Annotated in this window: 21 protein-coding genes; 8 read left to right on the forward strand and 13 right to left on the reverse strand. The window is 60.7% G+C overall.

What is annotated here, in order from left to right; all coding sequences use genetic code 11:
* Window positions 1-37 precede the first annotated feature (37 nt).
* Window positions 38-928 carry a DMT family transporter gene (locus ACE3MN_RS19540; protein WP_375364142.1) on the forward strand — a complete coding sequence of 297 codons (891 nt, stop codon included), beginning with the start codon at window positions 38-40 and terminating at the stop codon, window positions 926-928.
* Window positions 929-1,397: 469 nt separating this feature from the next.
* On the opposite strand, the gene ACE3MN_RS19545 is transcribed toward ACE3MN_RS19540, so the two are convergent.
* From ACE3MN_RS19545 to ACE3MN_RS19575, 7 genes are read right to left on the reverse strand one after another with little or no spacing between them, the layout of a single operon-like run.
* Window positions 1,398-2,666 (reverse strand): Zn-dependent hydrolase, encoded by a 1,269-nt coding sequence (locus tag ACE3MN_RS19545; RefSeq protein WP_286454294.1) that lies wholly within the window; start codon window positions 2,664-2,666, stop codon window positions 1,398-1,400.
* Window positions 2,656-3,840: an amidase gene (locus tag ACE3MN_RS19550; protein ID WP_024358865.1), complete on the reverse strand. Its 1,185-nt coding sequence runs from the start codon at window positions 3,838-3,840 to the stop codon at window positions 2,656-2,658. The genes ACE3MN_RS19545 and ACE3MN_RS19550 overlap by 11 nt, the downstream gene beginning before the upstream one ends.
* A 17-nt stretch (window positions 3,841-3,857) precedes the next feature.
* Window positions 3,858-4,868: an ABC transporter ATP-binding protein gene (locus tag ACE3MN_RS19555; RefSeq protein ID WP_024358866.1), complete on the reverse strand. Its 1,011-nt coding sequence runs from the start codon at window positions 4,866-4,868 to the stop codon at window positions 3,858-3,860.
* Window positions 4,858-5,901 (reverse strand): ABC transporter ATP-binding protein, encoded by a 1,044-nt coding sequence (locus tag ACE3MN_RS19560; protein ID WP_004132154.1) that lies wholly within the window; start codon window positions 5,899-5,901, stop codon window positions 4,858-4,860. Before ACE3MN_RS19560 ends, ACE3MN_RS19555 begins: the two co-directional genes overlap by 11 nt.
* Before the next feature lie 3 nt (window positions 5,902-5,904).
* Complete coding sequence (locus ACE3MN_RS19565) at window positions 5,905-6,798, reverse strand: ABC transporter permease (protein WP_004132151.1); 894 nt, start codon at window positions 6,796-6,798, stop codon at window positions 5,905-5,907.
* Window positions 6,799-6,800: 2 nt separating this feature from the next.
* Window positions 6,801-7,754, reverse strand: coding sequence for an ABC transporter permease (locus tag ACE3MN_RS19570; protein ID WP_004100013.1), 954 nt, complete (start codon window positions 7,752-7,754; stop codon window positions 6,801-6,803).
* An 18-nt stretch (window positions 7,755-7,772) separates the two neighbouring features.
* Window positions 7,773-9,437, reverse strand: a complete 1,665-nt coding sequence (locus tag ACE3MN_RS19575) for an ABC transporter substrate-binding protein (protein WP_004130238.1) — start codon at window positions 9,435-9,437, stop codon at window positions 7,773-7,775.
* 324 nt (window positions 9,438-9,761) lie between these two features.
* On the opposite strand from ACE3MN_RS19575, the gene ACE3MN_RS19580 reads away from it, so the two are divergent.
* Both ACE3MN_RS19580 and ACE3MN_RS19585 read left to right on the forward strand, forming a co-directional pair.
* Window positions 9,762-10,877, forward strand: a complete 1,116-nt coding sequence (locus ACE3MN_RS19580; RefSeq protein ID WP_024358867.1) for a YbdK family carboxylate-amine ligase — start codon at window positions 9,762-9,764, stop codon at window positions 10,875-10,877.
* Between the two features lie 52 nt (window positions 10,878-10,929).
* Window positions 10,930-11,649, forward strand: coding sequence for a phosphodiester glycosidase family protein (locus tag ACE3MN_RS19585; protein WP_024358868.1), 720 nt, complete (start codon window positions 10,930-10,932; stop codon window positions 11,647-11,649).
* Window positions 11,650-11,822: 173 nt separating this feature from the next.
* Here ACE3MN_RS19585 and ACE3MN_RS19590 read toward each other — a convergent pair whose 3' ends face one another.
* The 3 genes from ACE3MN_RS19590 to ACE3MN_RS19600 all read right to left on the reverse strand — a co-directional run bounded on the left by ACE3MN_RS19590 (window position 11,823) and on the right by ACE3MN_RS19600 (window position 18,801).
* Window positions 11,823-14,915 (reverse strand): efflux RND transporter permease subunit, encoded by a 3,093-nt coding sequence (locus tag ACE3MN_RS19590; protein WP_024358869.1) that lies wholly within the window; start codon window positions 14,913-14,915, stop codon window positions 11,823-11,825.
* 13 nt (window positions 14,916-14,928) lie between these two features.
* Complete coding sequence (locus tag ACE3MN_RS19595; RefSeq protein WP_049088993.1) at window positions 14,929-16,008, reverse strand: efflux RND transporter periplasmic adaptor subunit; 1,080 nt, start codon at window positions 16,006-16,008, stop codon at window positions 14,929-14,931.
* A 69-nt stretch (window positions 16,009-16,077) separates the two neighbouring features.
* Window positions 16,078-18,801 carry a cation-transporting P-type ATPase gene (locus ACE3MN_RS19600; protein ID WP_024358871.1) on the reverse strand — a complete coding sequence of 908 codons (2,724 nt, stop codon included), beginning with the start codon at window positions 18,799-18,801 and terminating at the stop codon, window positions 16,078-16,080.
* Between the two features lie 492 nt (window positions 18,802-19,293).
* On the opposite strand from ACE3MN_RS19600, the gene ACE3MN_RS19605 reads away from it, so the two are divergent.
* On the forward strand, window positions 19,294-19,542 hold the full coding sequence (locus ACE3MN_RS19605) for a DUF1158 domain-containing protein (protein WP_004135363.1): 249 nt from the start codon (window positions 19,294-19,296) through the stop codon (window positions 19,540-19,542).
* On the opposite strand, the gene ACE3MN_RS19610 is transcribed toward ACE3MN_RS19605, so the two are convergent.
* The gene (locus ACE3MN_RS19610) at window positions 19,471-21,093 is read right to left on the reverse strand and encodes an esterase family protein (RefSeq protein WP_049086050.1); all 1,623 of its coding nucleotides are present in this window, start codon (window positions 21,091-21,093) and stop codon (window positions 19,471-19,473) included. The two genes, ACE3MN_RS19605 and ACE3MN_RS19610, sit on opposite strands and share 72 nt — an antisense overlap.
* Window positions 21,094-21,246: 153 nt before the next feature.
* Between ACE3MN_RS19610 and ACE3MN_RS19615 the strand changes: the two genes are divergently transcribed.
* Complete coding sequence (locus ACE3MN_RS19615; RefSeq protein ID WP_004135359.1) at window positions 21,247-23,391, forward strand: TonB-dependent siderophore receptor; 2,145 nt, start codon at window positions 21,247-21,249, stop codon at window positions 23,389-23,391.
* Window positions 23,392-23,427: 36 nt separating this feature from the next.
* Here ACE3MN_RS19615 and ACE3MN_RS19620 read toward each other — a convergent pair whose 3' ends face one another.
* On the reverse strand, window positions 23,428-23,769 hold the full coding sequence (locus ACE3MN_RS19620; protein ID WP_004130221.1) for a RamA family antibiotic efflux transcriptional regulator: 342 nt from the start codon (window positions 23,767-23,769) through the stop codon (window positions 23,428-23,430).
* Window positions 23,770-23,801: 32 nt separating this feature from the next.
* The gene (locus tag ACE3MN_RS19625) at window positions 23,802-24,902 is read right to left on the reverse strand and encodes an MBL fold metallo-hydrolase (RefSeq protein ID WP_049103412.1); all 1,101 of its coding nucleotides are present in this window, start codon (window positions 24,900-24,902) and stop codon (window positions 23,802-23,804) included.
* A gap of 190 nt (window positions 24,903-25,092) precedes the next feature.
* Here ACE3MN_RS19625 and ACE3MN_RS19630 point away from each other — a divergent pair, with 190 nt between their 5' ends.
* The 3 genes from ACE3MN_RS19630 to nfsB all read left to right on the forward strand — a co-directional run bounded on the left by ACE3MN_RS19630 (window position 25,093) and on the right by nfsB (window position 26,814).
* Window positions 25,093-25,674, forward strand: a complete 582-nt coding sequence (locus tag ACE3MN_RS19630) for a TetR/AcrR family transcriptional regulator (protein WP_004135355.1) — start codon at window positions 25,093-25,095, stop codon at window positions 25,672-25,674.
* Entirely contained in the window at window positions 25,674-26,042 is a 369-nt protein-coding gene (locus ACE3MN_RS19635; RefSeq protein WP_004135353.1) for an MmcQ/YjbR family DNA-binding protein, read from the forward strand. Before ACE3MN_RS19630 ends, ACE3MN_RS19635 begins: the two co-directional genes overlap by 1 nt.
* A 118-nt stretch (window positions 26,043-26,160) precedes the next feature.
* On the forward strand, window positions 26,161-26,814 hold the full coding sequence (gene nfsB / locus ACE3MN_RS19640; RefSeq protein ID WP_004135351.1) for an oxygen-insensitive NAD(P)H nitroreductase: 654 nt from the start codon (window positions 26,161-26,163) through the stop codon (window positions 26,812-26,814).
* The last annotated feature ends 154 nt before the right edge of the window (window positions 26,815-26,968 follow it).

Here is a 26,968-nt window from a genome sequence, read left to right on the forward strand (position 1 = left end):
CAAGCGGGCACTGCACAGCCAATATTGCGAGGTTAGCGTGGTAGATTCAGCGGTTCATAACACAGCTCCGGGGCCGTGGTCCGGATGGCTTAATGGTTTGCTGGGCGTCATCATTTTTAGCGGTTCGCTGCCCGCGACGCGTCTGGCGGTGCTGGAGATGGACCCTTTTCTATTGACCTTTCTGCGCGCCTCCATCGCCGGGCTCCTGGCCATCGTGCTGGTGGTCGGCTTTCGCCAACAACGCCCGCGCCTGTCGCAGCTTATGCCGCTGGCGATTGTCTCGTCAGGGGTGGTGATCGGTTTTCCGCTGCTCACGGCGCTGGCGCTGCGACACGTCACTTCAGCGCATTCGATAGTTTTTCTTGGGCTTTTGCCGCTGACGACGGCCATTTTTGGCGTGCTGCGCGGCGGCGAACGTCCGCGTCGCGCTTTCTGGATCTTTTCGGTTATTGGCAGCCTGCTGGTGGTGGGATTCGCCCTGACGCAAAACGCGGCGGCGTCGCTCAGCGGCGATCTGCTGACGCTGGCGGCGGTGATCGTCTGCGGCCTGGGCTATGCGGAGGGCGCGAAGCTGACCCGGGAGCTCGGCGGCTGGCAGGTGATTAGCTGGGCGCTGATTATGGCGCTGCCTTTTATGCTGGTGGCCTCGTGGATGACCCGGCCAGCGTCATGGGGCGCCCTGACGGTATCGACCTGGGCTGCGCTCGGCTACGTGTCGGTTTTCAGTATGCTTATCGGTTTTATCTTTTGGTACAAAGGGCTGGCCGCTGACGGTATCGCCGCCGTCGGCCAGCTCCAGCTATTACAGCCATTCTTCGGGCTTGGCCTGGCGGCGGCGCTGTTGCACGAAACCGTCAGCCCCGTGATGCTGGCCGTGACGCTGGGCGTGATTCTGTGCGTTGTCGGTTCGCGTAAATTTGGTCGCTGAAGCCGTTCCCAAAGGCGGGTTGCTAATATTGCCCTGGTAGCCCGGACAGGCGCGCAGCGCCGCCTCCGGGACGGTGTTGAGGGGTTCCGTTCACTATTATCCCGCAGAAAATGTCTCACCGTGGAACGTGAACGGGTGAAGGGGGAGAAAACCGTCTCCCCCTTTACAATCCCCGCGGTCCCGCAAAGAAATCGGAGCTACGCACTGCGCTCATCTCCCGGTTCGCCGATTTCAGCGGGGGCCAGGGCATCGCTGCATATCACGTTGTTTCAGAGACATATCCGCTGCTGCATGAAAATCTCCCGGAGGCGGCGCGTCGCGCCTGTCCGGGCTACCCGATCTGCCTCCCTCAGGCGCAGAACCCGCAAATCCCGGGTCGCGGCGTAAACGCCTTACCCGGGCGACGCCTTCGCAGACGGCTGGAAACCGTAGCCCCGGTAAGCGCAGCGCCACCGGGGAGAACGGCCGTTTACACTACCCGCGCGTACTGCAGCATCACCTGCAGCAGCACGTTCGCGCCGGCCTCAACGTGCTCCGGCGACGCATACTCGATTTCGTTGTGGCTGATCCCATCCTTGCAGGGGATAAAAATCATCCCGGTTGGCGCCAGGTAGCTCATATACACCGCGTCGTGTCCGGCGCCGGAGACAATCTCCCGCGCGGGATAGCCCAGACGCTGCGCGGCGTCGGCAATCGCCGCCTGGCAATCCGGGTGGAACGGCGCGGCCGGATAGTGGCTCACCTCTTTCAGCGCTACCTTCAGGCCGCTCTCCCGTTCTACGTCGGCGATAAACGCCCGCAGCTGACGGTCCATCTCATCCACCAGCGCATCGCTGAGATTGCGCATATCAATCGAAAAGGTTACCTCGCCCGGCACCACGTTACGGCTGTTCGGATAGACCTGCACCCTCCCTACCGTACCGCGCCCCTCGTCGCTGCGCCCGGCAATCGCCACCACCTCCTGCATAATACGGGTGGCGACCTGTAAGGCATCCTGGCGCAGGCGCATCGGCGTCGGTCCGGCGTGGGACTCCTGGCCGGTCACCACGCAGTCATACCAGCGGATCCCCAGCACGCCCTGCACGATACCGATCATTTTCTCTTCATCCTCCAGAATCGGCCCTTGTTCAATATGCGCTTCGAAGTAGGCGCCAATCGGATGATCGCCCGGCGTCTGGCTGCCGATATAGCCGATGCGCGCCAGCTCCTCGCCCACGGTTTTACCGTCCGCATCCTGAGCGGCATAAATGGTTTCCAGCGGGAAAACCCCGGCAAACACCCCGGAGCCCATCATCACCGGCACAAAGCGCGATCCCTCTTCGTTGGTCCAGAACACCACTTCAATCGGCGCTTCGGTTTCGATATCCCGATCGTTCAGGGTGCGCACCACCTCCAGCGCCGCCAGCACGCCGTAGTTGCCATCAAATTTACCGCCGGTCGGCTGGGTATCAATATGGCTGCCGGAGACAATCGGCGGCAGCGCCGGATTACGCCCTTCGCGGCGCATAAAGACGTTGCCGATTTTGTCGACGGTGACGCGCATCCCCGCCGCCTGCGCCCAGCTAATCACCAAATCTCGTCCCTGACGGTCAAGATCGGTGAGCGTCAGACGACAGCAACCGCCCTTCGGCGTGGCGCCGATTTCCGCCAGCGTCATCAGCGAATTCCACAGGCGTTCGCCGTTAATCCGGTAGTCGGTGGTGTCGGTCATCGGGGTAAAAAGGACATCACTGCTCATTTCGGTCTCCTTGCATAAACGCGGCGGCCAGCTCAACCAGCAGACGATCGCTGCCGCGCGGCCCTAAAAATGAGATCCCCAGCGGCAGACCGCCCGTCTGGGCGACCGGCAGCGTCACCTGCGGACGTTGGGTCATCACGGAAATTAACAGCAGGTCATGGGACAGGCGGCGGACCACCTCTATCTCCTCGGCCTGCGCCGTCAGCAGCGGCGCGCCGTCGGGAACGGTCGGCATCACCAGTACCGCATCGCCCAGCTGCGCGTCCCACCAGGCGGCAAAACGCACGCGCTGCTGGCAGGCGGCGTCAAACTGCGCGCGGGTGACCGCTTTGCCCCAAAAAAAGCGCTCGCGGACGTCCGGCCCTAGCTGCAGGCCGTAGCGCTCAATGGTTTCGCCCTGCGCCTGCCACGCTTCGTAGCCCTGAATCTGGCGAAAGGCGAGATAGATATCGTCCACGTCCGGCAGCGGCGCGGCGAGCGGGGTTACCGCGCCGAAAAAGCGCGCCAGCCGTTGGCGAACCGGCTGCAGCGCCTGCTGGCTGCGCAGCGGCAGGCGGGAAAACAGCCCATCATGACAGGCCAGCCGAACGCCGCTCAGATCCGCGCGTTCATCGGCAAACAGGCAGGCGGCGACGGCGGAAAAGACCTCCGGCGAGCGGGCAAAGAAACCGCAGGTATCCATGGTGGCGCACAGCGGCTGGCAGCCGTCGAGGGAGAGACGGCCGTGGGTCGGACGCAGGCCGAACAGTCCGCAGTAGCTCGCCGGCGTCCGAACCGAGCCGCCGGTATCGGTACCGAGGGCAAAATCGCACACTTCGTTCGATACCGCTGACGCCGAACCGGACGAAGAGCCGCCGGGAATATGGTTCGGCGCGGCGCCGTTGCGCGGGGTGCCGTAATGGACGTTGTGCCCGCTCATCGAATACGCCAGCTCGCTGGTATGGGTTTTACCGATAAAGCGCGCGCCGTTATCTAACAACGTTTGCACCACCGGCGCGGTGCGGTTTTTAATCCCGGACAGCGCCAGCAGATGCGGATTGCCGCCGCCGGTCGGATAGCCCGCCACGTCGAACAGATCTTTGACCGCAAAGGTTAACCCGCTCAGCGGCCCGCTGAGCGCATGCGCCACCGGATGCGGCGGATAGGGCATAAAGGCGCGAAGGTCATCCTGCATCGTGTTTTCTCCTGGCTTCAGGCGTAAAGCGCCTGGTTTTCAACGGACGGGCTCAGCTCGCGCCAGCGATGGCAGCTCACCACGTGACGCGGCCCGGCCTGGTCGGTGGCCGGCTGGCTTTGCGTACAGGCGGGACGCGCGTGCGGACAGCGTTCGGCAAACGCGCAGCCCGGCGGCAGGCGCGAGAGATCCGGCGGCGAGCCGGGAATGCAGCGCAGCGCATCGCCCTTTTTCAACCCCTCTTTCGGACGGCTGCCCAGCAGCACCTGGGTATAAGGATGGCGCGGGCGATACAGAATCTCCTCAATCGACGCCTCTTCGACGATGCGCCCGGCGTACATCACCGCCACCCGGTCGGCGATCTCCACCGCCGCGCCAATATCGTGGGTCACAAATATAATCGACAGATCGCGCTGCTTTTGCTGCTCACGCAGCAGGATCAGGATCTGGATTTGCACCGTGGCGTCGAGGGCGGTGGTCGGCTCATCCGCCAACAGCAGCTGCGGGTTGCAGGAGAGCGCGAGGGCGATCATCGCCCGCTGGCGCATTCCGCCGGACATCTCGTGCGGGTAAGCATCCAGCCGCCGCTCGGGGCTCGGAATACGCACCTGGCGCAGCGCCTCCAGCGCCCGCTCCCGCGCCGCCTGCCGCGACAGGCCTTCATGACGACGCAGCCCTTCGACAATCTGCTGGCCCACGGTATAGACCGGGTCGAAGGCCAGCAGCGGCTCCTGGAAAATCATCGCGCAGCGCGCGCCGCGGTAGCGCCGCAGCTGCCCGGCGTTCATGGTCAGCACCTCTTCCTCACCGACCTTCAGGGTGCCGGAAAGCACGCTGCTTTTCGGCGGATGCAGCCGCATCAGGGCGCGCAGGGTCACGCTTTTCCCGGAGCCAGATTCGCCGATCAGCGCCATGACCTCGCCCTTTTGCACATCAAAGGAGACGCCGTTGACCGCGTTGACCGTCTGACCGTCGCGGCGGAACTCAACCCGCAGATCGCGGATATGGACGTAGGCTTCATGCGACATGGCTGACCTCCTGAATGGCGATATTTTGATGCCAGGGCGACGCGGGCTGCGCCATCAGACAAGCGCTCTGGTGCCCCTCGCCGACGCTTTGCAACGTCGGTTTCACCTCGGCGCACACCGCTCTGGCGTGCGGACAGCGGGTATGAAAGCGGCAGCCGGAAGGCGGCGAAATCGGGCTGGGCGGATCGCCGTTAAGCGCAGAGGTTAAGGTGCGATTATGCGGGTCCATCGACGGCATCGAGCTTAACAGCGCCCGGGTATAGGGGTGGGCCGAGGCGGTAAACAGCTGCTCCGCCGGGCCAATCTCCACCACCTCGCCGAGATACATCACCAGAATGCGGTCCGACAGCCAGCGCACCACGTGCAGATCGTGGCTGATAAACACATAGGTCAGCGCCAGCGTCCGCTTCAACTCCTGCAGCAGCTGCAGTACCTGGGCTTCCACCGATTTATCCAGCGCCGAGACAGCCTCGTCGAGGATCACCAGCCGGGGCTTCATCGCCAGCGCGCGGGCGATATTCACGCGCTGGCGCTGGCCGCCGGAGAGCGCGTGCGGATAACGGTGGGCAAAACGTTCCGGTTCAAGGCCGACGTGCGCCAGCAGATAGCGGGCGTATTCGCTGGCCTCTTTGGCGCTGACGCCGTGTACCCGCTGGCCGAACGCGATGCTCTCTTCCATGGTCATACGCGGGTTGAGCGACGCGTAGCTATCCTGGAAGACCATCTGCACCTGGCGGCGATACGCTTTCATCGGCAGGCGCGATGAGCCCACCTCCAGGCCATCGAAGATCAGCTCCCCGCTATCCTGTTTGAGCAGCTGCATCAGCAGCCGCGCGGTGGTGGATTTACCGCAGCCCGACTCCCCCACCACGCCGAGGGTTTCGCCTTTAATCACCGCGAAGCTGACGTCGTCCACCGCCTGCACCACTTCACGCGCTTTGCCGCCGCCGGCGGGAAAATGCTTCAGCAGGTTGTTGACCTTCAGCAGCGGCTGCGCCGGTCCGCCGAGATCGATATTGATAAAGGGTTGCATCGCTTACTCCTTAATCGCCATTGCCGCACGCAGGCGGTCCGCGAGGATATTGAACGAAATGGAGGTGATAAAAATCATCAGGCCGGGCAGCGCCGCTACCCACGGCTGGGTATAAATCGCCGTACGCAGGGTGTTCAGCATCAGTCCCCATTCCGGCTCCGGCGGGCGAACCCCGAGGCCGAGAAAAGAGAGCCCGGAGGCGAGGATCATGCACACCGAAATGAGTCCGGTGGAGAAGACGAAAATCGGCCCCAGCACGTTGCCCAGCACCTGCACGCGAATAATGGTGAACGCGCTGGCCCCGGTGGCCCGGGCGGCGTCGATGTAGTCCATATGCCGGACCTGCGCGGTGACGCTTTCGGCGATACGCGCCACCTGCGGCACGAACACCAGGGTCAGCGAGAGCAGCGCGTTACCGATGCCCGCCCCCAGCGCGCCGGAGAGCGCGATCGCCAACAGCACCGAGGGAAAGGCGTAAAACACGTCCACGGTGCGCATAATCAGGGTATTGGTTTTACCGCCCGCATAGCCGGCGATAATGCCGATCGCCCCGCCGATAAAAAAAGCGAACACTACCGGGACAATCCCCATAAATAGCGACAGCCGGGTGCCGAGAATCAGCCTTGATAGCATGTCGCGCCCGAGCTCATCGGAGCCCAGCGGGAAGCCGTCGGTACCGATCGGCTTGAGGCGTAAAAACATCGACGTTTGGTACGGGTCTTTGACGATAAGCCAGGGGCCGAACAGCGCCAGCGTCAACAGCACGAGGATGATCGCGCCAACGAATACGCCGCCGGGGTCGCGCAGCAGGCGGCGAAACACGCCGCGCCAGTAGCCTTGTCTGGCGACCGTCGTGGCGGAGACGGCAATGCCTTTAGTCGTCACGGTATCCACCATCGTTAGCTCCTCTTAATTCGCGGGTCGAGACTGGTTTGCAGAATATCCACCAGCAGATTGAGCAGCACAAAGAACAGCGCCAGTACCCAGATGGTGCCCTGCAATAACGGCAGGTCGCGCTGGAAAATGGCGGTGTTCAGCAGCAGGCCGGTGCCGGGCCAGGAAAAAACGGTTTCCACCAGAATCGAGCCGCCCATCAGATAGCCGACCTGCAGCCCCATCACCGCCAGCGCGGTCGGCGCGGCGTTTTTCACCACGTGCAGAAAGATCCGCGATTCGTTGAGCCCCCGGGCGCGCAGGCCGACGATAAACTCCTGGCTGAGAATATCCGCCACCTGAGAGCGAACGGTGCGGGCGATGATGCCGGTCGGGATCACCGACAGCGTGAAGGCCGGCAGCAGCATAAACTGCAGGTGTTCCCAGTCCCACTGCCAGCCCACTTCGCCGATTGGCCCGCCGCCGGTCGCCGGCAGCAGCGCGAATTTGACGCTAAAAACGATCACCAGCAGCATCCCCAGCCAGTAGTGCGGCACGCTGACGCCGAACACCGACAGCACCGAGGCCAGACGGTCAATAATGCTGTTACGAAAGTAACCGGCGACAAAACCAAACAGGCTGCCCAGCACAAAGCCGATCGCCGTCGCCAGCAGCGCCAGACGCAGAGAGTAAGTGACCGCCGTCATCACCTCATCGATGACCGGACGCCCGGTGGCGACCGACATCCCCAGATCGCCGTGCAGCGCCCGCCATAGCCAGTGCACAAACTGCAGCGGCAGCGGTTTATCAAAGCCGTAGGCCTGCATTAAGGTCTGACGCAGCGATTCCGAGGCGTCCGGCGGCATCACCGATACCAGCGGATCGCCCGGCGCTATCTGCACCAGCATAAAACAGATCACCGCCACCCCGAGCATGGTGGGGACGGCCAGCAGGATGCGATATAGCAGGGTATTGATCATCTCTTGCTCCCGTGTCGATTACTCTTTTTTGCTCACCAGACTGAGATCGATAAACCAGCTTTGCGGCTGCACCACTCCGGTGACGGCTGGCGATATCGCCCGTGGTCCGACATCGTGGGCGACGAACAGGAACGGCACCTGATCGACCAGCGCGGCGTGCAGTTCGCCGGCGGCTTTATCCATTTCGGCCGGGGTAAACGCGTGCTTCACCGCCGCCGCCAGCTTTTCGGTTTCCGGGGTCGAGAAGTAGCCCCAGTTGGTCGCCACCGGCGGGAAGGCCTTCGCGGTGGAGAAGCGGATCATGCCGAAATAGGGATCGTTAACCGCGGCGCTAACGTTGATCGCGTCGATCCCTTTCGCGGAGGGATCTTTCGCCCCGAGGCGCCAGTTAGTGAACAGGGTGTTCCATTCGTTGACTTTAATATCGACGTTAAAGAAGCAGCTTTTCAGGCTCTGCTGGATGTACTCGTTCATCGGCAGCGGCTGCATCTGCCCGGAGCCGGAGGCCGAGGTGGCGACCGTGACGTGCAGCGGTTTCCCGGCGCTATACCCGGCTTCGGTCATCAGCTTGCGGGCGGTATCCGGGTCATATTTGATCTGGAAGGTAGGTTTACCGCGCCACGGACTGCCGGCCTCGTAGACGCCGGTCGCTTCGGTCATATAGCCGCCGAGATAGCTTTTAAGCTCCGCGCGGTTCAGGCACAGGTTGGCGGCTTTGCGCACGCGAATATCTTTCCACGGCGAGCCCTCTTCGAAGGAGAACTGCCACGGCCACAGGTGCGGCTGGGTGTTGGCGTAGATTTTAAAGCCCTGGGCTTTAATCTGATCGACCGCATCCGGGGCCGGGGCTTCGATCCAGTCCACCTGCTTCGAGAGCAGCGCCGCGGTGCGGGCGTTGGCTTCCGGCAGCGGGATCAGCACCACTTTATCCACCCGCGGAATGCGATCTTTGTTCCAGTAGTCGGGGTTTTTATCGAGGATCAGCTGCTGGCGGGGAACCAGTTTTTCCATTTTGAACGGACCGCTGCCCACCGCGTGGGCGGCGAATTCGGTCCACGCCTGCTTACTGCGCGCGGCGGTATCGCCGGTGCCCGACGGCACCGCGTCGTACAGCTTCTGCCACGCGGTCGGCGACACGATAAACAGGTTAGTGAGGTTATATGGCAGCAGCGCGTCCGGTTCGGAGGTGGTCAGCGCCACGGTGTGGTCGTCAATCTTTTCCGCGCCGGTGAGAGTCGGCATGCGCGACAGCGTGTTGCCGATCTGGCCGGGCGCATACTGCGGCGCGGCTTTATTCAGCACCTTATCCACGTTCCAGACGATGGCGTCGGCGTTGACCGCAGAACCATCGTGAAATTTAACCCCCGGGCGCAGGGTGAAAATCCAGCGGCTTTGATTTTGCGGGTCAACGTGCCACTCGGTCGCCAGCCCCGGCACCAGGCCGCTGGGTTTCTCTCCCTGCGACAGATCCCATTCAACCAGGGCGTCGTAAAGCGGAATGCCGGTAAAGCGGTTGCCCTCAAAACCCTGATCGGGCTGTCCGAGGGTCAACGGGATATCGGCGGCGGTCATGGCGATCCGCAGGGTTGAGGCCTGAGTCGGCACAGAGGCAAACAGCGCCAATGCCCCGCTAACAGCAACGGCGAGATGGCGTTTACGCGAAAGTAATTTTGTCTTCAGCATCACATTGTCCCTGTTAAATAAAAGTCGCTATTTAACAGGCAAGATACATACCAGTTCTGAACGCGCGGAAAATAAGTGTGAAATGGCTTATAAAATAAGAATGACTTATAACATCCCTATGATTTTACTTGAAAAATAAAATCACCTTATCTTTTTGCACCGCCAGCGGGAATTCTGTTGCAGGATTGCACCAGCCTAACTTTTTACGCAAAGGAATCATCACGTGACGTCACTTTTTATAAAATAAATTCATAATCTTCGGCAAATCATCAGTTTGAGGCGTTGTCTTCTATACTTCTTGATAAAGAGAAAGAGGGAGTCGCCATGCCGTTACCTGATTTTCACCGCTCCGAGCCGTTTACCCTCGGCATCGAGCTGGAGCTCCAGGTCGTCAACCCGCCGGGCTTTGATTTAAGCCAGGACTCTTCCGCGCTGATTGACGAGATCCAGGGTACGCTGAAAGCGGGCGAGGCCAAGCATGACATTACCGAAAGCATGCTGGAGATCGCCACCGGCGTCTGCCGCGACATCCACCAGGCGACGGCGCAGCTGAGCGCGGTTCAGCAGGCGGTGCTTCGTGCCGCCGCCCGCCATCACGTACAAATCTGCGGCGGCGGAACGCATCCGTTTCAAAGCTGGCAGCGCCAGCAGATCAGCGATAGCCCGCGCTACCGGAAAACCGTCGAGCACTTTGGTTATCTGGCGAAGCAGGCGACGATCTTCGGCCAGCACGTGCACGTGGGGTGTCAAAACGGCGATGATGCCATTTATCTTCTGCACGGCCTGTCGCGCTTCGTGCCGCATTTTATCGCGCTGAACGCGGCATCGCCCTGGCTCGACGGGACCGATAGCGGCTTTGCCTGCTCGCGGCTTAACCTTTTCGCCGCCTATCCCGATAACGGTCCGATGCCGTGGGTCAATAACTGGCAGGCTTTCATCGGCCTGTTTCGGCGCCTTAGCTATACCAGCATGATCGACAGCATGAAGGATCTGCACTGGGATATTCGCCCCAGCCCGCGCTTTGGCACTGTCGAAGTCCGGGTCATGGATACCCCGCTGACGGTTAGCCAGGCGGTGAATATCGCCGGGTTTATCCAGATCATCGCCTGCTGGCTGCTGACGGAGCGGCCGTTTAAGCATCAGCCCGAGGATTATCTGCTCTACCCCTTCAACCGCTATCAGGCCTGCCGCTATGGGCTCGACGGGATCAATACCGATGTGAACAGCGGCGAACAGCGAACATTGCGCGAAGAGATTTTACAGCTGGCGGATAAGCTGGCGCCCAGCGCCCATAAGCTCAATGCCGACAGCGCGCTGGAGGCGATGGTGCGCCAGGCGAAGCAGCATCGCAGCGAGCCGCAGCAGATGCGCGAGTTTGTCGCCAACGGCGGTTCATTGATCGGACTGGTGCAAAAGCATTGCGAGATCTGGACGGCGTAGCGGCGATAAAAGGCTATACTGCACGCTCTCGTTGGTTGTCTGGAACCCTGCCGTGCGCTTGCCATCACTTCTGCCGCTGTTGCTGTTATCTCTGCCCGCCTTCGCCAGCGGGACATGCTCGCTGACCGACCCGTCCCTGACGCTGCAAAGCTATACCGTCGATCCGCAGCGCGAACGCATTGTGATGTACTGGCAGAAAGAGGACGGTAAAGCCTGGGGATCGCTGCGCTCGCTGCTGGGGGATATCAACCGCGACGGGCAGGTGCAGATGGCGATGAACGGCGGAATTTATGATAAAGCCTACGCGCCGCTGGGGCTGTATATCGAGAAAGGTCGGCAGTTGACCCCGCTTAACCGCGCCTCCGGCGGCGGCAACTTTTTTATTCGTCCCGGCGGGGTGTTTTATCTGCGCGGGCAAAACGCGGGGATTGTCAGCATCAATAAATTCAGGGCGTCGCCGGCCATCCGCTACGCCGTGCAGTCGGGCCCAATGCTGATTGAAAACGGCAAGATCAACTGGCGACTGAAGCCATCCGCCAGCTCGCGCAAGCTGCGTAACGGCGTGGGCATCACCGGCGATGGCAAGGTGGTGTTTATGCTCAGCGCGCGTGAAACCAATTTCTACGATTTCGCCTGCTACGCGCAGGCGAAGCTCAACGTGCGCCAGATGCTCTATCTCGACGGCACCATTTCGAAGATGTACCAGAAAGGCGATAGCGTGCCGTGGCAGTATCATCCGTTCGTCACCATGATCGCGGTGGAGAGTAGATAGTCGGCAAAACATCGTCTGCGGGGGTGTTTCGCAACCCGGCAATATTCTGCACCGATTTCCCCGGTGGCGCTGCGCTTACCGGGGCTACGGGTTTCCAGCCGTCTGCGGAGGAGTAGCCCGGGTAAGGCGTTTACGCCGCGACCCGGGATTTCCGGGCACCGTGCCCGAGGCATCTACATCCGGCGATGCCCCCACTCGCGCAGGCGCTGGAACAGCACGTACAGCGACGGAATAAACAAAATGCCGATTACCGTCGCCACCAGCATGCCGCTGAACACCGTGGTGCCGATAATCCGCCGACTCTGCGCCCCGGCGCCGGTGGCGAGCATCATCGGCACAATCCCGATGATAAAAGAAACCGCCGTCATCATCACCGCGCGGAAGCGGCGGGTGGCCCCTTCGCGGGCGGCGTCGACGATCGACATTCCCTCTTCGCGCTTCGCCCTGGCAAACTCGACGATCAAAATCGCGTTTTTCGCCGCCAGCGCGATCAATAGCACCAGCCCTATCTGCACGTACACATCGTTGGCGTACCCGGCCCACCAGAGCCACAGCAGCGACCCGCCGATGGCGAACAGCACCGACAGCATTACGCTCGCCGGCAGCGTCCAGCTCTCATACTGGGCGACGAGGAACAGCCACGCCATCGCTACCGCCGCCAGCACAATCCACACCGCCTGGTTACCGGTCTGCTGCTCCTGCCAGGAGATGCCGCTCCAGGCGTAATCATAACCGTGGGGCAGGTTCGCTTGTAAAATCTGCTCCATCACCGCCATTGCCGTCCGGCTGCTGACGCCTTCGGCCGCCGACCCGCTCACCGATACCGACGGAAACTGGTTATACTGCTGAATAAACGGCGCGCCCACCGTCGGCGTAATCGTCACCAGATTACTCAGGCGAACCCGCTCGCCGCTGTCGCTGCGCACGTACAGCTCGCTTATCTGCTCTGCCCGCTCGCGCCACTGCATCTCGTTTTGCATTACCACGTGGTAGACACGATTGTTAATGCTGAAATCGCCGGCGCGAGTGCCGCCAAACGCGGTTTGCAGGCTGCTGAAAATCCTCGCCACCGGTACGTTCAGCCGGGCCGCCTGGTCGCGGTCAACGGTGAGCGTCAGCTGCGGCACGTTACTGCTCCAGGTGGTAAATACCCGGCTCAGCTGCGGATACTGGTTGGCCGTCCGCAGCACCTGCTGCGTCACCTGCTCCAGCTCCGCCGGCGATTGTCCGGCCTGGGCCAAGATGCGTAAATTAAATCCGGAGGCGTTGCCCAGCCCCGGCAGCGTCGGCGGCGCAAAAGTCATGATCGTCGCCTCCGGTAGCCCCATCAGCTGGCCCTGCACTTTTTCCATCACCGCCTCCAGCGGCGGCCGCTGGTGCCAGTCCTTCAGCATCACCGAGATAAACCCGCCGTTTGAAGCGCTGGTACCGTTGAGAATATTAAAACCGGAGACCTGAATCACATCCTCAACCGCCGGATTCAGTTTCAGCAGCTCGCGCGCCTGGGCCATCACCGCTTCGGTACGCTCCAGCGAGGCGGCTTCGGGCAGCTGTACGCTGGCAAAGAAATAACCCTGATCTTCCTGCGGCAGAAATCCCTTCGGCATGGTGGTGAAGCTAAACACCACCACCCCGGCCGCCGCCGTCGTCGCCGCCAGCGCCAGCCAGGGGCGACGATTCATCCTCCCGACCAGACGCCCGTAGCCATCGCGCACCGTATCCAGACCGCGGTTAAAACCGCGCCAGATGGCGGCTGGCTGCTGCGGCCGCGGACGCAGCAGCAGCGCGCACAGCGCAGGCGTCAGGGTCAGCGCCACCACGCTCGACAAAGTCACCGCCGTCGATAGGGTCACCGCGAACTGGCGATAGAGCTCGCCGACGATCCCCGGCAGCATCGCCACCGGCACAAACACCGCCAGCAGCACCAGGGTGGTGGCGATCACCGGCCCGGCGATTTGCCGCAGCGCCTCGGCGGTTGCCGCGCCGCGCGCCAGCCCCTCCGCCATTTTGCTTTCCACGCTCTCCACCACCACGATGGCGTCATCCACCACCATCGTCAGGGCGAGAATGATTGCGAACAGGCTCAGGGTATTGGCGCTGTAGCCCAGCGCATAGAGCACGGCGAAGGTACCGATAAGCGAAACCGGGATCGCCAGCGCGACTATCAGCGTCGCCCGCCAGCTCTGCAGAAACAGCGAGACCACCACCACCACCGCCAGCAGGGTCAGCGCCAGCGACACGCCGATCTCTTTGATCGTCGCCGCGACAAAGCGGGTGGTATCAAACTTCACTTCCCAGGTGAGATCCGCCGGGAAACGCGCATGCAGCCGGGTCAGCTCGGCGCGCACCGCGCTGGCGACCTGTAGGGCGTTAGCGGTGGGCGTCGGATAGATGCCGAGATAAGCGGAGTCTTTGCCGTTGAGCTGCGCGCCGGAGCTGTAGCTGCGCGCGCCCAGCTCGATAGTCGCTACGTCGGACAGGCGCACCAGCTGGCCGCGGTCGCCGCTGCGAACCACAATTTGTCCGAAACCGGCGGCGTCGCTCAGTCGACCAATACCGTTGATGGACAGCGTCTGCTGCTGGCCGTTAAACACCGGCGGCGTCCCCACCTGCCCCGCCGCGCCCTGCACGTTCTGCTCGCGCAGCGCCTGGGAAACATCATCGGTAGTGATATTCAGCGCGTTCATGCGGTCGGGCCGCAGCCAGATACGCATGCTGTAGTCGCGCGCGCCGAATATCTGCACTTCCCCGACGCCCGGCAGACGCGCCAACGCCTCGCGCACCTGTGTGCTGGCGTAGTTGCTGACAAACAGCGGCGACAGCGTGCCGAGCGGCGAGTAAAGACTGACGCCCATCAGCAGGTTCGTCGCCCGCTTGCGCACCTGAACGCCGTTTTGCTGCACGTCGGCAGGCAGTTGCGCCACCGCCTGCGACACGCGGTTCTGCACGTCGATCGCGGCTAAATCGGCATCGGTACCGGCGGCAAAGGTCAGGCTCAGGCTGTAGGTTCCCTCATCGGAGCTGGTAGACTCCATGTACAGCATATGATCGACGCCGTTGAGCTGGGTCTCCAGCGGCGCGGCAATGGCTTCCGCCACGTCCGCCGCGCTGGCGCCCGGCCAGCTGGCGCTGACGTTGATGACCGGCGGCGTAATTTGCGGATACTGCTCAACCGGGATCAGCTTCAGCGAGACCGCGCCGACGAAGGTCATCAGCAGCGCAATCACCATCGCAAAGCGCGGACGACGGATAAAAAACGTGAGCATCTTCTCTCCCTCTTTAGTTGAGCAGCTGAACGGCTGCGCCGTCACGCAGGCGCTGGGCGCCCTCCGTCACCACGCGCTCGCCCGGGAGGAGGCCTTCCGCCACCGCGAACTGCTGCCCCTGCTGCCCCGCGGGGGTCAAGCGGCGCATCGTCACGGTGTTGTCCGCCGTCAGCACCCAGCTGTAAAAGCCCTGCGCGTCCTGCTGCATCGCCGCCGCCGGGATCATCGGGCTCTCCTGAAGCTGCCGCGGGCGGAAGAAAATGGTGACGTTGCCGCCGGGCAGCAGACGGTGCTGCGGATTAGCGAATTCAGCGCGCAGCGCCACGCTGGCGGTGCGGCTATCAATACGGTTATCGACGGAGGTCAGAACGCCGTCTTCACGCCGTCCATCGACATCCACCTGCGCGAGCCACGCTTCCTTCAGCGCGGCAATATCCGTGTGCTGCCCCGCTTTGGCGAAAAAGGCGGTTTCATCCAGCGAGAACGCCACCCGAATCGGATCGAGCTGAACCACATCGACCAGCACGCCGCTGGCGGGGTTCACCAGGCTGCCGACGTGAAACGGGCTATGGCCGACGCGTCCGCTGACCGGCGAGGTAATGCGGGTGTAGCCGAGCGTAATCTGCTGGGCGGCAATGCGCGCCCGGGCCTGCTCCACGGCGGCAGCGGCGACATCGCGCTGCATCTGCGCGGTATCAAGGTCGTTGCGGCCGATCGCGTGGTTATTGATCAGCTGCTGGTAGCGGCTCAGCAGCTGCTGGGCCTGGCGTAGCGACGCCTGCGCGCTCTTCAGTTCGGCCTGGGCCAGCGCCAGCGCGGCTTTCGGCTGGGCGTCATCCAGCGTAAACAGCAGATCGCCCTGGTTGACGTACTGCCCATCCTGGAAGTGGCGCTGCACAATCTTCCCTTCGGTGCGGGCGCGAATATCGACGGAGTGAATGGCCTCGACGCGGCCGGAGATTTGCCGTTCGCCGGCGTGCGGCGCTTGTTCCACGGTGACGACGCGGACCGGAACGGCCGGCGCGGCGGCGGCGGCGAGCGCGTAGCCTGCCAGGCCGCAGGCCAGCAGGGCGGAGCGGATGATCTTGTTCATGGGGAATTCCTTACGACGATGCGGCGTCCCTCCCCCGCAGGAGAAGGGACGCCGGGCGGGTCAGACACGCTACGCGGTTTTACGGAAACGACGGGTCAGGCGTTTCTCAACTTCGACCACCAGGAACATCGCGATACCGATGACCAGCGTGATGAACCAGTAGCGCGGCGGCAGCCCTTCGGTGCCAAACATCGTCTGCATCACCGGTACGTAGATGATGACCAGCTGCATCAGCAGCAGTACGCCGCTCACCAGCCAGATGCCTTTGTTACGCAGCAGCCCCATGTTGAGCGAGAAGCTGTCGCTGCTGCGGCAGTTAATCATGTACACCCACTGTGCGGTAACCAGCATCTGCAGCAGGACGGTGCGGATAAACTCCGGGCTGTGGCCGCGCGGCGCCAGCCAGGCTTCCAGAATAAAGGCAGCCACGGCAATCATCGTGCCGACGAAGGCGACGCGCCAGACGGCGAAGGCGTCCATAACGTGCTGGCCGGTTTTACGCGGCGGACGGTTCATGGCGTTGCGCTCGGCGGCTTCAAACGCGAGGCCGAAGGAGAGCGTCGCGGAGGTGGCCATGTTCATCCACAAAATCAGCACCGGCGTCAGCGGAATGATGTTCCCCGCCAGCAGGGCGATGATAATCAGCAGCCCCTGCGCCAGGTTGGTCGGCATGATGAACAGAATGGTCTTCTTCAGGTTGTCGTAGACCCGACGCCCCTCTTTGACCGAACTGGCGATGGTGGCAAAGTTGTCGTCGGTCAGGACCATGTCGGCGGCCTCTTTGGTCACCTCGGTGCCTTTGATCCCCATGGCGATCCCGACGTCGGCCTGGCGCAGCGCCGGGGCGTCGTTGACGCCGTCGCCGGTCATGCCAACCACTTCACCGTTACCCTGCAGCGCTTTCACCAGGCGCAGCTTGTGCTCCGGGCTGGTACGGGCAAAGATATCGTACTCAACGGCGGCTTTCGCCAGCTCGGCGTCGTTCATGTGCTCCAGCTGGTAGCCGGTCATCGCCTGGCTGCTGTTGGTGATCCCCAGCATCTGGCCAATGCTCATCGCCGTCTGCGGGTGGTCGCCGGTAATCATCTTCACGCGGATCCCCGCGTTCTGGCAGGCGTGGATAGCGTCAATCGCTTCCGGACGCGGCGGGTCCATCATTCCGGCAATGCCGAGGAACACCAGACCTTCGCGCAGATCGTCGTGGGTCAGCGTGGTGCTGCCGACGTTGGCCGGTTTGTAGGCGGCGGCGACCATACGCAGGCCCTGGCGGGCAAAGCGCGCCATCTCCTCTTCCCAGTACTGAGGCTCAAACGGCACCGCCCCCTGCTTGCTCAACTGCTGGCGGCACAGGGCAAAAATCACGTCCGGCGCGCCGGTAATCAGCACCTGCTCGACGTCGCCCATTTTCTGGTGGGTCGCCATGTATTTATACTGCGAGTCGAACGGTATCTTCGCGACCAGCCGCGCGTCGACGGGCGCAAGCCGCGCTTTCGCCGCCAGCACCTTCAGCGCCCCTTCCGTTGGCCCGCCGGTAATGCCCCACAGGCCGCGCTCGTCCTGAATCATCTGGCTGTCGTTACACAGGTCGATGGTGCGCAAATAGGTTTCCAGCACGCTGCCCGCTTTAATCTGCACCGGCTCGTTGCTGCCTTCCAGGCAGATGTTACCCTGAGGCTCGTAGCTGTCGCCCTCGACGCGGTAGCAGCAGTCGGCGGTGATGATCGCTTTGACGGTCATTTCGTTCATCGTCAGGGTGCCGGTTTTATCCGAGCACACCACGGTCATGGCACCCAGGGTTTCCACCGTCGGCAGCTTGCGGATAATCGCCCGCTGACGCGCCATCGCCTGTACGCCCAGGGAGAGAATAATCGAGATAATCGCCGGTAAACCTTCCGGCACGGCGGCCACCGCCAGGCTAATCAGGGAGAGCAGCAGCTCGCCGAGAGGAATGTCGCGCAGCGCGAGGCTGAAGACGAACAGTGCGGCCATCATCGCGAGGATAATGACGAAAATCGCTTTGCCGAGCTTATCCATCTGCACCAGCAGCGGCGTACGGTGCTTCTCAATCCCCGCCATCATCTGGTTGATGTGGCCGAGCTCGGTCTCCTGACCGGTTGCGGTCACCACGCCAACGCCGCCGCCGGCGCTGATGGTGGTGCCGGAGAAGAGCATATTGGTACGGTCGCCCAGCGGCAGTTCGCCTTCCAGCGCGTCGGTGGTTTTATCCACCACCGTCGACTCGCCGGTGAGAATCGCTTCTTCAACCCGCAGATTATGGCTCTCAATCAGGCGCATATCGGCAGGGACGCGGTCGCCCGCGCGCAGAATCACGATATCGCCCGGCACCAGGTCGCGGGTGGGAATGGTTTCATGCTTGCCGCCGCGCTGCACGCGCGCGTCGCTGGAGAGCATATTGCGGATGCCCTGCAGCGATTTTTCGGCGTTGCTCTCCTGGATATGGCCGATCAGGGCGTTGATCACCGTGACGCCAAGGATGACGAGCGTATCGACCCAGTGGCCCATGACCGCGGTGAGCGCGGCGGCGGCCAGCAGGACAAAAATCAGTACGTCATTAAAATGGGCAAGGAAGCGCAGCCAGGCCGGCTTGCCTTTTTTCTCCGGCAAGGCGTTGGGGCCGAAGGTTTTCAAACGCTCTGCGGCTTCGGCGGCGCTGAGGCCGCTGGCATGGCTTTTAGTCTGCGCCAGCACCGCATCAACCGTCTGCTGATATGCGCGGCGTGGCGCGACATCCCCTGAGGGGGTGGTATTATTAGTTTTGATCGTTTTGGTCAAAATATATCTCCCTTAAAATTCCGTGAGGCGGAAAGCCTGGAATCATTCCGGGCCAATGAGAAAAATTTTAAACAGCGGAGATAATTTAAGCTTGCGCAATATTTAATCTCTCGCAAATACAAAATTTATGGTAAGTTAATTCTATAAAACAACTATTGCAGAATATTAATAAACCAAAACTAAACGAGGTCTACTATGTTTGGAATCTACCGCGGACGCCGTCTGGTACTGTACATCCTGCTGGCCATTATTATCGCGACTCTGGTGGGATATAGCACCTATACTTTTGTAAAAGCGCTGGCTTAATAATGACGTTAATTTACATTACGGTGTAATTAACTTAATCACAAATAGTGCCAAAATAATTAACATGAGAATAAGCGAGGACGTTTAAATATAATACTTAAGGCGTAATATGATTGCGTACGAAACGATATTGCATTGATTCTCTTTTTACCGGACAATATGTTTTTAACTGATGATTAACAAATAATGAAACATCCGCTAGAAACGCTCCTCAGCGCCGCCGGCATTTTGCTGCTGGCTTTGCTCTCCTGCCTGCTGCTGCCGGCGCCCTCGCTGGGCCTGACGCTGGCGCAAAAGCTGGTGGCGACATTCCATCTGATGGATCTCAACCAGCTTTATACCCTGATCTTTTGCCTGTGGTTTTTAGCGCTGGGCGCGGTTGAATATCTGCTGCTGCGCTGGGTCTGGCGTCGCTGGTTTTCCGTTGAGCGCTAGGCCGGTCAGGTCACGCATACCGCTGATCAGCGCTTCGCACCAGGCGGCGTAATCGTGGCCGCTGGAGGAGGGATGGAAGCTCACCGTATAGCCCTTCTCTTTGAGCACCTGCTCAAATTCAAGCGTATTGGCATAAATGCCGCCGTCCGGCCCGTTGGTTTCGAATTTCCCCGCCTGCAGCCAGAATCGCACCGGATAGCGCGGCGACTGCTGGTACTGGCGGGTCAGCCAGCTGGCCTCCTCCCCTTGCGGCGCCCACCAGTATGACCCGGACAGGCTCAATACGTTGCCAAACTGTCGCGGATAGCGCAGCGCTACCCAGGACGCGGCCAGCCCGCCGTAGCTGGAGCCGGCGACCACGGTTTTTTGCCGACTCAGGCTGAGTCCCTGGCGGCGCAGCCACGGCAGCAGCTCATGGGCCATAAAATCGGCGAAGTGCGGATTTGGCGGCAGCTCCTTCGCCCGTCGCGGATGATCGAGACTATCAATAAACACCACGTTGATCGGCGGCAGCCGATGGCTGGCGATCAGGGCATCCAGCACGTTGGCGAGGCGGTACTCGTGCTGGTAAGTTTTGCCGTCAAAGAGCAGTAGGGTCCAGCGCGCGGGCTGCGGCAACCGCGGGCGATAAATCAGCACTTCCCGCGTATTTTGCAGAAAGTCACTGCGCAGCTGATGGCGGGTTAAGGTTCCGTAGCGGAGCGGCTGCGCCATCCGCTGGGCGGTGCAAAAACGCGCGGCGTTGAGGGCCAGCAGAGAGTAGCGATTCCAGCGGTCGTGGGCGGCATTGACGCTGTTCGGGTTGAGCGGGTCAGCCTGGGCGCTGACCAGAATCGCCCGCCGCTGCTCCCGCGCGCTGCCGGTTACCTGCGGCACGTCCGGGGCCAGCTTATACTGCATGAGGGTATCGGCGGGCACCACGTAGCTGCGAAACCAGACGTCAGAATCGCCGAGGCGAAACAGCGGATCGTGATCCCCCGCCGGCGAACCCAGAATAAACACGTTGCGGCTCGCCCCGCGCCACAGGAAAGTTACCCGCTTATGGCCGGCGTCCACCGGTTCCACCATTGGCGTCCCTTCCCGCTCGCGCTCCTGCCAGAAATGCGCCGTTGAACCTCCCGCCGCCAGTTCACGCTTCAGCCGCTGCAGGCGCGGGCTGACCGGATCCAGCGGCTGAATTTTGGCCAGCGCGGTGGTTTCCCGCATCTGCCACTGAAAGCGCCAGCGCGCACCTTCTTCGCCGTGCAGCACCAGCGATGAGGCGCGGTGTACCGGCAGAGAAAACAGCAGGGTTTGCTCGCCGTCCGCCGGACCGCCCGCCAGCAGCGTGCGCAGACGGCGGTTATTGTCATCCAGCAGTCGGGCATCGGTGACGCCGGAGAGGGTCGCCGCGACGTAGTTCTCGCCCAATGTCGGCAGGTCAAAACAGACCTCGCCGCTGGCGTCGAATTTCCCCTGTAGTTCACCCTGTAACGAGGGAGATTCGCAGTTCATTGCCGCCGCCGGTAGGGTACTCATGCCAATCAGCAGGCCGCTCCACGCCGTCTTCATTAGCCGAAATTTCCTTGTAAGAATTTGTTAATAACGCTAATGCAAATAATAACCATTTGCAATAACATTAACGCCGTTAATGATAGGCGTCGGTCGATTCCCCTCGACGTGGGCGTTTTTTGATGGCGATTCAACCAAGGATAAAAAATAAACATGTTTAAATATAATAAGATAACAGCTTTCTGGGCCGCGGGCGTGGCGGCATCTCTGTTTGGCGGGCTGGCGCTGGCGGCGGAGGAAACGATCGTCGTCACCGCCGGCAGCGGCGAGGATCCCACCGCGCCGCTGAAGGGAATCGTGGCGACAAAAACGCTGTCGGCAACAAAGACCGCCGCGGAGATCGTCAAAACGCCGCAGTCGGTATCGGTGGTCACCCGCGATCAAATGCGGGCGCTGGACGTCACCTCGGTTTCCCAGGCGCTGCGCTATAGCGCGGGCGTTTTTACCGAATACCGAGGTTCATCTAACCGCAACGACGAGGTATTCGTACGCGGCTTCAGCTACGTGCCCAAATTCCTTGATGGCCTGAGCTACGGCGCCACCGCCTCGTCGCAAACCGGCACGTTCGACCCGTGGCTGCTGGAGCGCGTCGAGCTGGTGCGCGGCCCGGCCTCGGTGCTGTTTGGTCAGGTCAACCCCGGCGGGCTGATTAGCATGACCAGCAAACGACCGACCAGCCAGCCGATTCATGAGGTGCAGTTCCGTACCGGTAATAACCACCTCGCCGAAGGCGCTTTCGACGTTGGCGGTACGCTGAGCGATGACGGCCACCTGCTCTATCGCCTGAACGGGATCGCCCGCACCCAGAATAACCAGATCGATGACTATAAAGAGACGCGGATGGCTATCGCTCCCGCCCTCACCTGGTATCCTAATGACGCCACGCGCTTTACCCTGTTAACCAGCTATCAGAAAGACCCGGACGCCGGCTACCGTAACTTCCTGCCGCGTTACGGTACCGTGGAAAGCGTCGACGGCAGCTATATTCCGCGCGATTTTAACGTCAGCGATCCCAGCTACAACCAGTCGTGGCGTGAACAAACGATGATTGGCTATGAATTTGAGCACCAGCTCAACGATACCTTGACTCTGCGCCAGAATGCCCGCTACGCCACCATCAAACAGAAGTATCGCTACCTGGTTTACTCCACCAGCGCCGCCAACAGCTCGGTACTCTCCCGCCGCGCCCAGCATGAACAGCGCCAGACCGATGAGTTTGGCATCGATAACCAGCTTGAAGCGCAGTTCGCCAGCGGTCAGGTGGCGCATACGGTGATTGGCGGTGTGGATTACAAAACCAGTAAGGATAAGCAGTATCTTGGTCGGGCCGGCGGCTCGCAGTACGATATCGACTGGCGCAGCCCGAGCTACGGGGTTAACGTCGATGAAAGCGCCTTCAGTCCCGCCACTAATGAACAGCAAAATCTCGACCAGACCGGGGTGTATGTTCAGGATCAGCTGAGCTGGCGGAACTGGGAACTGTTAGTTTCCGGGCGCTACGACTGGGCGGAAGTGCGCACCACCGATTTTACCGACGCCAGCGGCACCCAGCAGAATGATAATAAGTTCACCTGGCGCACCGGCCTGCTGTACGCCTTTGATTCCGGTCTTTCCCCCTATATCAGCTACAGCACCTCCTTCGAACCTAACCTGCAAACCAACCGCGCACCGGGCGTCGGACCATTCGATCCCAGCGAAGGCAAACAGGTTGAGGTGGGTCTGAAATACCAGCCTGACCCAAACGCGTTGATGACCCTCGCGCTGTACGATCTGACGCAGAGCAACGTCGCGACCTACAACAGCGCGGCCGGGTGGTTTGAAAACAGCGGTAAAGTGCGCTCGAAAGGCGTTGAAGCCGAAGCGCACGCGACGGTTTTCGATAACCTCAATCTGATCGCGTCTTACACCTACACCGACGCGGAAACCGTCAATACCACCGTCGTCGGTACCGAAGGGAAAACGCCGGCACGCATTCCGACCCATATGGCTTCGGCGTTCACCAGCTATACCCTGCCGGACGGCGCGTTAAAAAGCCTGACCGCGGGCGTTGGCGTACGCTATATCGGCACCAGCTACGGCGATGCGAAAAACACGTTTAAGGTACCGGCAGTGGATCTGTACGACGCCATGGTCAGCTATGAGTTAGGCGAGCTGAATTCGAGCCTGAAAGGGGCGAAAGTGCAGTTCAACGTCAACAACCTCGCCAATACCAAATACGTGGCCTCCTGCGCCAGCGATAGCGCCTGCTTCTACGGCATTGGTCGGACGGTGACGGCGACGGTGAACTACGCCTGGTAAGAAAAACGTCCGCCGGTCTTCCCCCGGCGGACGCTTTCAGTGCGCGCGGCTGTGGTTTTCTTTACGGTAGGCGCCCGGCGGCAGGTTAAACGTGCGGGTGAAGATACGGGTAAAGGTTTGCTGCGAGTCAAAACCGTATTTCAGGCAAATATCGTAGACCCGCTGATCGGTATCGCGCAGATCGCGCGCCGCCAGCAGCAGCTTACGCTCGCGGATATAGCGCCCCAGACTCTCCCCTTTGTACTGTAAAAACAGCCGTTGCAAATGCCACTTCGAGTAACCGGCGTGGCGCGCAATATCGTCGATACGTAGCGGTTGATGCAAATTATCATCAATCCACTCGACGATAGTATCAATGACCTGAGCGGAAATAGTCATATGTCCTCTATCCTCCTGAACCACTCTCATCGTTAGCGCCACCAGGCGTTAAATGATTGCGTTTTATCAGCGACCCAAACCGGCTCACCCAACATTGGCGTCAGCAGTCGCCACGGTCGCCCTGTGCTGGCCTCCGCCAGCCTTATGTACGGATCGTCCCATGTGTGTTTTGCCAGCACGAAGCGCCCGGCATGGCCCGGCAACACCGCGCGTGCGCGCACATCGTCAGCGGCTTGCGCCGTCTCTTCCGGCATCATGTGGATGTACTTCCAGTCCTGGTCATACTGACCGTTTTCCATGATCGCCAAATCCACCGCGCCAAACTGTTCGCCGATGGCTTTAAAGTGCGGGCCGTAGCCGCTGTCGCCGCTGTAGTAAATTTTCTGCTGCGGGGTGACGAACATGAAGCTGGCCCACAGGGTCTGGTTGCGCTTGAGGCCGCGGCCGGAAAAGTGGCGCGCCGGCAGGACGTGCACCGTCAGCTCACCGCTCACCTGAACCGACTGATTCCAGTCCGCCTCGCTGATTATCGCGCTCTCCATTCCCCAGTAGCGCAGATGCGACCCGACGCCCAGCGGCGTCACCACCCGCTTGACCTTCGGCATCAGCGCTTTAATGGTGGCGTAATCGAGGTGGTCGTAATGATCGTGCGAGATAATCAGCAGGTCGATCTCCGGCATGCCCTCAGCGTGCCACGGGTAATCCCCGGCAAAGGCCTTATTAATAAACGAGAACGGCGCCGCATAGCGACTAAACACCGGGTCAATCAGGATGCGCTGGCCCGCCAGCTGCAGATACCACGAGGAGTGCCCCAGCCAGACCATCGCGTCCTGCCCTAACGGCAGGCTGGCCAGATCGGTGTTCACCAGCGGCAGCGGCTGGGCAGGTCTGGCGTTTTCCCGTTTGGCGACCAGAAATTCCCACCACGCGGCCAGCATATTTTTTTGCCCGGTAAACCCAGGCGTCGGAAGCTGATTGTGAAACTGGCCGTCGCGATAGTGCGGAGACTGCTCCACCAGGCTGAGCTGCGCGCCCTGCGGCGCCTGACCAAATCCGGCATTTAACACAAACGGCAAAGTTGTTGCTGACGCTAATAACATGATGGCGACCACGCTGAAAGTGACACGGTTCATATCCTGACCTGGCGAAATCCTCCTTCCTGGAGGTTTTAGTTATAAGGCTTGATTATGAGTGAGTAAGCACTCATTATTAGGAAGAAGCTGAAAGTCGTCAAGACGATTTTCAAATTTTGACAGACAGCGTTGCAGTGCCCATGTCAGGCATGCTTAGATCGTGGTTTTATCATGTGTGAGGTAAAGTGTAGTGGCTCGTCCTAAGAGTGAAGATAAAAAGCAAGCGTTACTGGAGGCCGCAACCGCCGCCTTTGCCCAATCGGGAATCGCCGCCTCAACCTCCGCCATCGCCCGCAGCGCCGGGGTTGCCGAGGGTACGCTGTTTCGCTACTTTGCCACCAAGGACGATCTGCTCAACGAGCTTTATCTGACCATAAAAGCGGATCTGGTTAAGACAATGATCGCCGGTCTCAACCCGAACGAGACCGAGTCGAAAGAGAACACGCGCAATATCTGGAACAGCTATATCGGCTGGGGCGTGCGTAATCCCATGGAGCATAAAGCGATTCGCCGGATGGCGCTGAGTGAAAGGATCACCGACGAAACCCGCAACCGCGTCAAAGAGATGTTTCCCGAGCTCAATGAACTCTGCCAGCGTTCAATCAAGCCCGTTTTTCAATCCGAAGAATACCGCACCTTTGGCGATGCGCTGTTTCTTTCGCTGGCCGAAACTACCATTGAATACGCCTGCCACGAGCCGGAGCGCGCCGTACGTTTTGTCGAGCTGGGCTTTGAAGCGATGTGGCAGGCGCTTGCCGAGGACAATCGCTGATGGACCACCGCTCGCTGCATGACCACGCGCATCGTATCGCGCTGGAGCTCCCCTTTACCGAGCACTGCTGGCCGTTTGGCCCGGAGTACGATGTGTTTAAAGTCGGCGGGCGGATTTTTATGCTGACCGCGACGGTTCGCGGCCGCGCGCTGGTTAACCTGAAGTGCGATCCGCAGAAATCACTGCTTCATCAGGCGATTTACCGCAGCATCGAGCCCGGCTATCACATGAACAAAAAGCACTGGATCACCGTGGTTCCCGGCGAAGATATCAGCGTAGATCTGCTGGCGGAGCTGATCGATGATTCGTGGAACCTGATCGTCGATAAACTCAGTAAAAAAGAGCAGCAGCGGCTGCGCCCGCGGTGATTTTCAGCGCTGCGCGATAAGTGTTATCGCATTTTTGCCCCTTATCTTTTTTCCGTCATCGCTGTACTCTTCCTTCACGAAACGCACCCGCAAGGGGTTGTAAACAGTGAGGAAGAGTATGGATATCGTATCGGTTGCCTTAAAGCGCTACTCCACAAAGGCATTTGACGCCACTAAAAAGCTGACTGCCGAGCAGGCGGAAAACCTGAAAACGCTGCTGCAGTACAGCCCGTCAAGCACCAACTCCCAGCCGTGGCACTTTATCGTTGCCAGCAGCGATGCAGGTAAAGCGCGCGTCGCCAAAGCGGCAAGCGGCACCTACGTGTTTAACGAACGTAAAATTCTCGATGCCTCCCACGTGGTGGTTTTCTGCGCCAAAACCGCAATGGATGACGCCTGGCTTGAGCGCGTGGTCGATCAGGAAGAGGCCGACGGCCGCTTTGCGAACGCCGAAGCCAAAGCCGCGAACCACAAAGGCCGTACCTTCTTTGCCGATATGCACCGCAAAGAGCTGCACGACGACGACCAGTGGATGGCGAAGCAGGTTTATCTCAACGTCGGCAACTTCCTGCTTGGCGTCGCGGCCATGGGTCTGGACGCCGTGCCGATTGAAGGCGTCGATTTCGCGATTCTCGATGCCGAATTCGACCTGAAAGCCCAGGGCTACACCAGCCTGGTGGTGGTACCGGTCGGCCATCATAGCGTCGAAGACTTCAACGCCGCCCTGCCGAAGTCACGCCTGCCGCAGGCGACGACGATTACCGAGATTTAATTCTCTGCTTTTCTTTTACGTCAGGATAATCCCCGGATTGCCGCTGTCGCCTTATCCGGGCTACAAAATTACACACTGTGGGAACCCGTAGCCCGGGCAAGGCGCATCAAGCGCCGCCCCCGGGAATAGCCCGCAGTATTTTGCAGCGAGGATA

Source organism: Klebsiella grimontii, assembly GCF_042137965.1.
Taxonomy (GTDB): Bacteria; Pseudomonadota; Gammaproteobacteria; order Enterobacterales; family Enterobacteriaceae; genus Klebsiella; species Klebsiella grimontii.